Below are 10046 nucleotides of genomic sequence, written 5' to 3'. Positions count from 1 at the left end.
CCCGGGACAAGGCCACGATCTGATCGTCCAGGCGGCCATCGGTGCCGCGGTGATGCTCCGCGACAGCGGTGAGCACCGGTCAAGCTGCGTGAGGCGGTGACCTCCCCGGCCGGTACCACCATCAGCGCCATCCGGGAGCTGGAGAAGCACGGGGTACGGCATGCGCTGATCGCCGCCCTGGAGGCAGCCCGCGACCGCAGCCGGGAACTGGCTTCCGGACAGGGCTGACCACCGGAAGGGTTGGGCCGGCGGGGACGCGGGCGCTGCCCCGTCCCCSCCGGTGTTCTCMCTTCAAGCCGCGGGCAACAGCCCGATGGCCCGGTATGCCGCGTCAACAGTCGGCCGGGCCAGCGCCCGGGCCCGTTCGGCGCCGGTACGCAGCACCGCGTCCACCGTGCCCGGGTCGGCGCACAGCTCGGCGTGCCGTGCCTGCACCGGACGCAGCAGCTCGACCACCGCTTCGGCGGTGTCCCTCTTCAGCGCGCCGTACGAGCTGTACTGCTCGGCCAGCACCGCGGGCTTGTCGCCGGTGCAGGAGGCCAGCAGCTCCAGCAGATTGGCCACTCCCGGGTGCGCCTCACGGTCGTAGACCACATCGCTTCCGCTGTCGGTGACCGCGCGCATGATCTTCTTGCGCACCACCTCCGGTTCATCGAGCAGATAGACGATGCCGGAGGTCTCGGCGTGCGACTTGCCCATCTTGGACGTCGGGTCCTGGAGGTCCATCACCCGGGACGCGACCTCCGGCAGCACTGCCCGGGGCACGGTGAAGGTGTGCCCATAGCGTTGGTTGAAGCGGACCGCCAGGTCCCGGGTCAGCTCGACGTGCTGGGCCTGGTCGTCGCCGACCGGGACCTCGTCCGCGCCATAGGCGAGGATGTCCGCCGCCATCAGCGCGGGATAGGTCAGCAGGGACAGCCTTACGCTGCCTCCGGTGGACCGCTCGCGGACCGATTTCTCCTTGTACTGGATCATCCGGCGCATCTCGCCATCGGTGGCCGTGCACTCCAGGAGATAGGAGAGGCGGGTGTGCTCGTCCACATGGCTTTGTACAAACAGCGTGCAGAGCTCCGGGTCCAGGCCGGCGGCCAGGAACAGGGTCGCCGTCTGCCGGCTGAGCCGCCGCACCCGGGCGGGGTCGTGATCCACGGTCAGCGCATGCAGATCGACCACGCAGAACAGGGCCTCGGCCCGGTGCTGGTCGGATTCCACCCACTGGCGAATGGCGCCGAGGTAGTTGCCAAGGGTGAGGTGGCCGGTGGGCTTGACGCCGCTGAAGATCCGAGTGGTCCGTGTGGTCATGGTGTCCTTCTCCCCAGGTGCGGGACCACCGCCACGGACAGCAAAAACGGCCGCCGAGGCGGCGGCCGTTGAGTGCATGCGAGAACCGGCCGCCCTAGGCGGCCCACCACTGTTGGGTGTGCGCATGCTGCTTGGTCATGCGGACGACAGTACCCCGGGCAGGGGGCCTCCGCGAGGGATTTGATGGTGCGTACAGCCTCGTGTAGAGTTCTTCGGGTTGCCACGGCGTCCATACGGATGACGGGGCGGCACCTCTGGCCGCACCGGCGGCATCCACTACTGCACGGCCCCTGAACGGGATGGATTTCGGCGTGCCCGAATTCCGGCTCGGACTTCGATTAGGAGTCACCGGGGAAATCCGCTAAAGTAGTGATCACGCCGGGACGCGAAAGCGAAAAGGCGAGAAACCCCGCTCCAGCAGGGGGCCGGAAACGAGAAATCGGATCTGGTAAGGTTGGAAACACCGAAGGGAAGCGCCCGGAGGAAAGCCCGAGAGGGTGAGTACGAAGGAAGCGTCCGTTCCTTGAGAACTCAACAGCGTGCCAAAAGTCAACGCCAGACTATAAAATAACCCCGTCCACCACGTTGTGGTGGGTGAGGTTCCTTTGAAATACACAGCGAGGACGCTGTGAACGACCGGGCTTATTCCGCCTGGTTGTTCCGCTCTCGTGTGTGTGCACCGGCAGTTTTTAATTAAACGCGGCCGGTAAACATTCACGGAGAGTTTGATCCTGGCTCAGGACGAACGCTGGCGGCGTGCTTAACACATGCAAGTCGAACGATGAACCGGTTTCGGCCGGGGATTAGTGGCGAACGGGTGAGTAACACGTGGGCAATCTGCCCTGCACTCTGGGACAAGCCCTGGAAACGGGGTCTAATACCGGATACGACTACTGGGGGCATCCCTGGTGGTGGAAAGCTCCGGCGGTGCAGGATGAGCCCGCGGCCTATCAGCTTGTTGGTGGGGTGATGGCCTACCAAGGCGACGACGGGTAGCCGGCCTGAGAGGGCGACCGGCCACACTGGGACTGAGACACGGCCCAGACTCCTACGGGAGGCAGCAGTGGGGAATATTGCACAATGGGCGAAAGCCTGATGCAGCGACGCCGCGTGAGGGATGACGGCCTTCGGGTTGTAAACCTCTTTCAGCAGGGAAGAAGCGCAAGTGACGGTACCTGCAGAAGAAGCGCCGGCTAACTACGTGCCAGCAGCCGCGGTAATACGTAGGGCGCAAGCGTTGTCCGGAATTATTGGGCGTAAAGAGCTCGTAGGCGGCTTGTCGCGTCGGATGTGAAAGCCCGGGGCTTAACCCCGGGTCTGCATTCGATACGGGCAGGCTAGAGTTCGGTAGGGGAGATCGGAATTCCTGGTGTAGCGGTGAAATGCGCAGATATCAGGAGGAACACCGGTGGCGAAGGCGGATCTCTGGGCCGATACTGACGCTGAGGAGCGAAAGCGTGGGGAGCGAACAGGATTAGATACCCTGGTAGTCCACGCCGTAAACGTTGGGAACTAGGTGTGGGCGACATTCCACGTTGTCCGTGCCGCAGCTAACGCATTAAGTTCCCCGCCTGGGGAGTACGGCCGCAAGGCTAAAACTCAAAGGAATTGACGGGGGCCCGCACAAGCAGCGGAGCATGTGGCTTAATTCGACGCAACGCGAAGAACCTTACCAAGGCTTGACATACACCGGAAAGTGCTAGAGATAGTGCCCCCCTTGTGGTCGGTGTACAGGTGGTGCATGGCTGTCGTCAGCTCGTGTCGTGAGATGTTGGGTTAAGTCCCGCAACGAGCGCAACCCTTGTTCTGTGTTGCCAGCATGCCTTTCGGGGTGATGGGGACTCACAGGAGACTGCCGGGGTCAACTCGGAGGAAGGTGGGGACGACGTCAAGTCATCATGCCCCTTATGTCTTGGGCTGCACACGTGCTACAATGGCCGGTACAATGAGCTGCGATACCGTGAGGTGGAGCGAATCTCAAAAAGCCGGTCTCAGTTCGGATTGGGGTCTGCAACTCGACCCCATGAAGTTGGAGTTGCTAGTAATCGCAGATCAGCATTGCTGCGGTGAATACGTTCCCGGGCCTTGTACACACCGCCCGTCACGTCACGAAAGTCGGTAACACCCGAAGCCGGTGGCCCAACCCTTGTGGAGGGAGCCGTCGAAGGTGGGACTGGCGATTGGGACGAAGTCGTAACAAGGTAGCCGTACCGGAAGGTGCGGCTGGATCACCTCCTTTCTAAGGAGCACATAGCCGACTGCGAGCGAATGTCTCGCACGGTTGCTCATGGGTGGAACGTTGACTATTCGGCACAGTCTCAGGGGTGTTCGTTAGTACTGCTTCGGCGTGGAACGCGAAATCTTCTCGGAGGCTGGGCCGGGCACGCTGTTGGGTATCTGAGGGTACGGCCGTCATGGTTGTCCTTCAGTTGCCGGTCCCAGTGAACTCGCCTTTTTGGGGTGGGGTGATGGGTGGCTGGTCGTTGTTTGAGAACTGCACAGTGGACGCGAGCATCTGTGGCCAAGTTTTTAAGGGCGCACGGTGGATGCCTTGGCACCAGGAACCGATGAAGGACGTGGGAGGCCGCGATAGGCCCCGGGGAGCTGTCAACCGAGCTGTGATCCGGGGGTGTCCGAATGGGGAAACCCGGCAGTCGTCATGGGCTGTCACCTACTGCTGAACACATAGGCAGTATGGAGGGAACGCGGGGAAGTGAAACATCTCAGTACCCGCAGGAAGAGAAAACAACCGTGATTCCGGGAGTAGTGGCGAGCGAAACCGGATGAGGCCAAACCGTATGCGTGTGATACCCGGCAGGGGTTGCGTATGCGGGGTTGTGGGATCGCACTTTCATGGTCTGCCGGCCATGAGGCGAGTCAGAAACCGTTGATGTAGGCGAAGGGCATGCGAAAGGCCCGGCGTAGAGGGTAAGACCCCCGTAGCTGAAACATTAGCGGCTTGCTTGTGCGACACCCAAGTAGCACGGGGCCCGAGAAATCCCGTGTGAATCTGGCGGGACCACCCGTTAAGCCTAAATATTCCCTGGTGACCGATAGCGGATAGTACCGTGAGGGAATGGTGAAAAGTACCGCGGGAGCGGAGTGAAATAGTACCTGAAACCGTGTGCCTACAAGCCGTGGGAGCGTCGGATGTACTTTGTGCATCTCGTGACTGCGTGCCTTTTGAAGAATGAGCCTGCGAGTTTGCGGTGTGTTGCGAGGTTAACCCGTGTGGGGAAGCCGTAGCGAAAGCGAGTCCGAATAGGGCGACCAGAGTAGCGCGCCCAAGACCCGAAGCGGAGTGATCTAGCCATGGGCAGGTTGAAGCGGCTGTAAGAGGTCGTGGAGGACCGAACCCACCAGGGTTGAAAACCTGGGGGATGACCTGTGGTTAGGGGTGAAAGGCCAATCAAACTCCGTGATAGCTGGTTCTCCCCGAAATGCATTTAGGTGCAGCGTCGTGTGTTTCTTGCCGGAGGTAGAGCACTGGATAGGCGATGGGCCCTACCGGGTTACTGACCTTAGCCAAACTCCGAATGCCGGTAAGTGAGAGCGCGGCAGTGAGACTGTGGGGGATAAGCTCCATGGTCGAGAGGGAAACAGCCCAGAGCATCGACTAAGGCCCCTAAGCGTACGCTAAGTGGGAAAGGATGTGGAGTCGCAGAGACAACCAGGAGGTTGGCTTAGAAGCAGCCACCCTTGAAAGAGTGCGTAATAGCTCACTGGTCAAGTGATTCCGCGCCGACAATGTAGCGGGGCTCAAGCGTACCGCCGAAGTCGTGTCATTGCAGCATGTACATCTAACGGTGGCTGTGATGGGTAGGGGAGCGTCGTGTGCCGGGTGAAGCAGCGCCGGAAGGTAGTTGTGGACGGTTCACGAGTGAGAATGCAGGCATGAGTAGCGATACAAGAGTGGGAAACTCTTGCGCCGATTGACTAAGGGTTCCTGGGTCAAGCTGATCTGCCCAGGGTAAGTCGGGACCTAAGGCGAGGCCGACAGGCGTAGTCGATGGACAACCGGTTGATATTCCGGTACCCGCTTTGAAGCGCCAGCGCTGAACCAGGCGATGCTAAGTCCGTGAAGCCGCCCTGATCTCTTCGGAGTTGAGGGGAGTGGTGGAGCCGACGGACCAGACCTGTAGTAGGTGAGCGATGGGGTGACGCAGGAAGGTAGTCCAGCCCGGGCGGTGGTTGTCCCGGGGTAAGGGTGTAGGACGTCACGTAGGCAAATCCGCGTGACACATAGTCTGAGACCTGATGCCGAGCCGATTGTGGTGAAGTGGATGATCCTATGCTGTCGAGAAAAGCCTCTAGCGAGTTTCATGGCGGCCCGTACCCTAAACCGACTCAGGTGGTCAGGTAGAGAATACCGAGGCGTTCGGGTGAACTATGGTTAAGGAACTCGGCAAAATGCCCCCGTAACTTCGGGAGAAGGGGGGCCATGTCCGGTGATGAGACACGCTCTCTGAGCTGGGTGTGGCCGCAGAGACCAGCGAGAAGCGACTGTTTACTAAAAACACAGGTCCGTGCGAAGCCGTAAGGCGATGTATACGGACTGACGCCTGCCCGGTGCTGGAACGTTAAGGGGACCGGTTAGCTCCATTTCGGTGGGGCGAAGCTGAGAACTTAAGCGCCAGTAAACGGCGGTGGTAACTATAACCATCCTAAGGTAGCGAAATTCCTTGTCGGGTAAGTTCCGACCTGCACGAATGGCGTAACGACTTCTCGACTGTCTCAACCATAGGCCCGGTGAAATTGCACTACGAGTAAAGATGCTCGTTTCGCGCAGCAGGACGGAAAGACCCCGGGACCTTTACTATAGCTTGATATTGGTGTTCGGTTCGGCTTGTGTAGGATAGGTGGGAGACTGTGAAGCATGCACGCCAGTGTGTGTGGAGTCGTCGTTGAAATACCACTCTGGTCGTGCTGGATGTCTAACCTGGGTCCGTGATCCGGATCAGGGACAGTGTCTGGTGGGTAGTTTAACTGGGGCGGTTGCCTCCTAAAGGGTAACGGAGGCGCCCAAAGGTTCCCTCAGCCTGGTTGGTAATCAGGTGTTGAGTGTAAGTGCACAAGGGAGCTTGACTGTGAGACCGACGGGTCGAGCAGGGACGAAAGTCGGGACTAGTGATCCGGCGGTGGCTTGTGGAAGCGCCGTCGCTCAACGGATAAAAGGTACCCCGGGGATAACAGGCTGATCTTCCCCAAGAGTCCATATCGACGGGATGGTTTGGCACCTCGATGTCGGCTCGTCGCATCCTGGGGCTGGAGTCGGTCCCAAGGGTTGGGCTGTTCGCCCATTAAAGCGGTACGCGAGCTGGGTTTAGAACGTCGTGAGACAGTTCGGTCCCTATCCGCTGTGCGCGTAGGAGTCTTGAGAAGGGCTGTCCCTAGTACGAGAGGACCGGGACGGACGAACCTCTGGTGTGCCAGTTGTCCTGCCAAGGGCATGGCTGGTTGGCTACGTTCGGGAGGGATAACCGCTGAAAGCATCTAAGCGGGAAGCCTGCTTCGAGATGAGGGCTCCCACCCACTTGATGGGGTAAGGCTCCCAGTAGACGACTGGGTTGATAGGCCAGGTGTGGAAGACCGGTAACGGTTGGAGCTGACTGGTACTAATAGGCCGAGGGCTTGTCCTCAGTTGCTCGCGTCCACTGTGTTGGTTCTGAAACCACGAACAACCAAAAGCCGGTTGTCTGTTTCATAGTGTTTCGGTGGTCATTGCGTTAGGGAAACGCCCGGTTACATTCCGAACCCGGAAGCTAAGCCTTTCAGCGCCGATGGTACTGCATGGGGGACCGTGTGGGAGAGTAGGACGCCGCCGAACAATTATTGGGCCGTGGGCCCGAGTTGAATCCGAGAGGGTTTGATTCGGGCCCACGGCTTTTTTGCGTTTACCCGGACCGATACGGTGACGCCCATGGGCGGTCGTGCACAGCTGATGTGGGACGAAGCGGTAACGGGTTATGACTTCGGGCCGGGGCATCCGATGGATCCGGTCCGGCTGGCGCTGACCATGCGCCTGGTCGAGGCTTTCGGGCTCGACCGGGAAATGCGAGTGGTGGCTGCCAAGCCGGCCGGGGAGTCCACGCTGCGGCTGGTGCACAGAGAGGACTACATCGCCGCGGTACGTGCCGCCTCCGCCAATCCCCGGGCGGCCGACACCAGTTATGGGCTGGGGACCGAGGACGACCCGGCTTTTGAGGGCATGCATGATGCGGCGGCGCTGATCGCCGGTCAGTCGGTGGCGGCCGCCGAGGCGGTGTGGCATGGCCAGGTGGCGCATGCCGTCAATTTCGCCGGCGGTCTGCACCATGCGATGCCGGGCGGGGCTTCGGGGTTCTGCGTCTACAACGACGCCGCGCTGGCGGTCGCCAGGCTGCTGGAGCTCGGCGCGGAGCGGGTGGCGTATGTCGATGTGGACGTACACCATGGCGACGGCGTCCAGGCGGCGTTCTGGGACGACCCCAGGGTGCTGACCATCTCGCTGCACGAGCATCCTCGTACGCTCTTTCCGCAGACCGGGTGGCCGGAGGAGACCGGGGGCCGGGCGGCGGAGGGCAGTGCGGTGAATCTGGCGCTGCCGGCCGGCACGGGGGACGCGGGGTGGCTGCGGGCCTTTCACGCGGTGGTGCCGGAGCTTCTGGCGGCTTTCCGGCCCCAGGTGCTGGTCAGTCAGCATGGGGCCGATACCCACTTCGAGGATCCGCTGGCGCATTTGGCGGTGTCGCTGGATGCGCAGCGTCTGGTGGGCGAGGCGTGCCATGAGTTGGCGCATCGGTATGCGGAAGGGCGATGGGTTGCGTTGGGGGGTGGTGGTTATGCGGTGGTGGACGTGGTGCCGCGGTCGTGGGCGCATTTGGTGGCGATTGCAGCTGGGCGGCGGATTCCTCCGGAGACCGGGGTGCCGGAGGAGTGGCGGAGTCAAGTGTTCGCGCTTACCCGGCAGTTGGGACCGGGGCGGATGACGGATGGGGTTCGCCCGGAGTGGCGGTCCTTTGATGAGCATGGGTACGACCCGGCTGATCGGCTGGATCAGGCGATTCTGGCTACGCGGCGGGCGGTGTTTCCGCTGCATGGGCTGTTGCCCTAGGGGGACTTGGGGTTTGTGAGCGGTTGCGCACATCGCCGGCTGCGGCGCCGTTTGCCGTCTTCGGCGGGGCCGCACACCCACGCTCCACCCGTTACCCACACGGCAGATGGTTCCCTTGCCCGTGGGCGGCCGGCCACCATTGGCGGCTGCCGCTGGTCGCATCCAAGGGCCTTGATCCCCCGTTAGCGAGGCGTGGAACGCCTGCGTGCACATCTGCTTGCCGCCCGGCTGGCCGGAGAGGTGGCCACCACCCGGGAGCGGAGCCTCGACCGCTACCGGCGGCTGGCCGCCCGTGATCCCAGGGTGCTGATGGGACTGGAGCCGGAAAACGACTGGCGCATCGAGGAGTTGTTGCGTCTGATGGCCGGTAAGTGTGGAGTTTCAGCCGATCCCACACACACTTCCGGGCACGATGTGATCGATCCGGACCGCACAATGGTGGCACTCGGTGCCTTCGCCGACCGCCTGGGCGCAGTGGCCGCGGCCGGCGCTCCGGTGCTGCTGGGAACCGGTCACCCCCACCGCCTCCTGGGCTTCTACGCCGCATTGGCCGCCGGACTGTCGTCGGTGGGATGCCCTGTTCTCACCCCCGCGCAGGGTCGAACTATCGACATAACGACCCGGTTTGGGGTACGCACCTACAACCTTGACTACGTCAGAGGAGTCGCGATGGTGCGCGATGGTGGCGCACGCGCATCCTCGAATGAGCCCGGCGCACACACGCATTCACCCCTCCCGCTTCGTACTGCACTGGCTGCCGCGGCAGATGGCGACGGGCCCCTTCCGGCCCTGGTCATCGGGGACCACGGTTGGGTCTGCGGGGCTGGTCAGCTGGGCTTTGAGGCCATCGGGTTGGCGGACTCGGACGACCCGGCGCTGTTCGTCGGCCAGGCCGAGGGGCGGGTGTCCGTGGTCGTTCCGCTTGATGACACTGTGCGGTCTGATTACTACCTGCCGCTTACTCGCTATGTACTCAATCGAGCGTGTCTGTCACGGTAGGCGGCCGATGGCTGCTCCTCTTCCCCACTCGCATCACCCGCCCCTAATCTGGGGAGTGAGCGCGCGGCGACGAGGAGTCACCGGAGGGGAAGCCGGTGCGCGTCCATGTGCGGAAGGTTCAGGTGTGTCATGGCTGCTGGCGAAAGGCCTCTCAACGAGGTCGTGTTCCTGACCGTGGCGGAAGTCGCCGCGGTGATGCGCGTGTCCAAGATGACCGTGTACCGCTTGGTGCACAGTGGTCATCTGCCGGCGATCCGGGTGGGAAGGTCCTTCCGGGTCCCAGAGCAGGCGGTTCACGAGTACCTCCGTGAGTCTTTTGTGGGGGTGGAAACCGCCTGACGAGGACCTCGGATTACGCTGTTCGCCCGGTGCCGGGTAGGCTGGCCCGATGTAGGTCGTGTGGGCTCGGACGCCCCGCACCGAGTGAATCGATGTAAGCGAGGGTAGTCGTGGGCTCTGTTATCAAGAAGCGGCGCAAGCGGATGGCCAAGAAGAAGCACCGCAAGCTGCTCAAGCGCACTCGCGTTCAGCGCCGCAACAAGAAGTAAGCAGCGCAGCTGTGTTCCACCCGCAGCCCTCCCATCGTCTCGGCGGTGGGAGGGCTGCGGTGCGTTGCGATGTGTGAGGTGCTCGCCACGGCTTGAAATGTCGC

At 62.1% G+C, this 10046-nt stretch carries 5 protein-coding genes, 3 rRNA genes and 1 pseudogene; 8 read left to right on the top strand and 1 reads right to left on the bottom strand.

What is annotated here, in order from left to right:
- Nucleotides 1-228: pseudogene (locus tag CV755_RS21945) on the top strand (pyrroline-5-carboxylate reductase family protein); the annotation flags it as partial.
- Nucleotides 229-291: 63 nt separating this feature from the next.
- Here CV755_RS21945 and trpS read toward each other — a convergent pair.
- Nucleotides 292-1302: a tryptophan--tRNA ligase gene (trpS, locus tag CV755_RS21940; protein WP_109281870.1), complete on the bottom strand. Its 1011-nt coding sequence runs from the start codon at nt 1300-1302 to the stop codon at nt 292-294.
- 713 nt (nt 1303-2015) lie between these two features.
- Between trpS and CV755_RS21930 the strand changes: the two genes are divergently transcribed.
- From CV755_RS21930 to CV755_RS21900, 7 genes are all read left to right on the top strand, one after another.
- A 16S ribosomal RNA gene (locus CV755_RS21930) occupies nt 2016-3541 on the top strand.
- Between the two features lie 280 nt (nt 3542-3821).
- A 23S ribosomal RNA gene (locus tag CV755_RS21925) occupies nt 3822-6941 on the top strand.
- A 71-nt stretch (nt 6942-7012) separates the two neighbouring features.
- Nucleotides 7013-7129: ribosomal RNA gene (gene rrf, locus CV755_RS21920) — 5S ribosomal RNA — on the top strand.
- The 16S, 23S and 5S rRNA genes sit together here, the layout of an rRNA operon.
- Before the next feature lie 93 nt (nt 7130-7222).
- Nucleotides 7223-8395 carry an acetoin utilization protein AcuC gene (locus tag CV755_RS21915; protein WP_109281868.1) on the top strand — a complete coding sequence of 391 codons (1173 nt, stop codon included), beginning with the start codon at nt 7223-7225 and terminating at the stop codon, nt 8393-8395.
- Between the two features lie 201 nt (nt 8396-8596).
- The gene (locus CV755_RS21910) at nt 8597-9394 is read left to right on the top strand and encodes a phosphatase (RefSeq protein ID WP_109282033.1); all 798 of its coding nucleotides are present in this window, start codon (nt 8597-8599) and stop codon (nt 9392-9394) included.
- A gap of 129 nt (nt 9395-9523) precedes the next feature.
- Complete coding sequence (locus tag CV755_RS21905) at nt 9524-9733, top strand: helix-turn-helix domain-containing protein (RefSeq protein WP_154080489.1); 210 nt, start codon at nt 9524-9526, stop codon at nt 9731-9733.
- Between the two features lie 110 nt (nt 9734-9843).
- Nucleotides 9844-9942, top strand: coding sequence for a 30S ribosomal protein bS22 (locus CV755_RS21900; RefSeq protein WP_003948845.1), 99 nt, complete (start codon nt 9844-9846; stop codon nt 9940-9942).
- The last annotated feature ends 104 nt before the right edge of the window (nt 9943-10046 follow it).

The organism is Streptomyces orinoci, assembly GCF_003121295.1.
Lineage (GTDB): Bacteria > Actinomycetota > Actinomycetes > Streptomycetales > Streptomycetaceae > Streptomyces > Streptomyces orinoci.
This window is presented reverse-complemented; position numbering and strand designations above follow the sequence as displayed.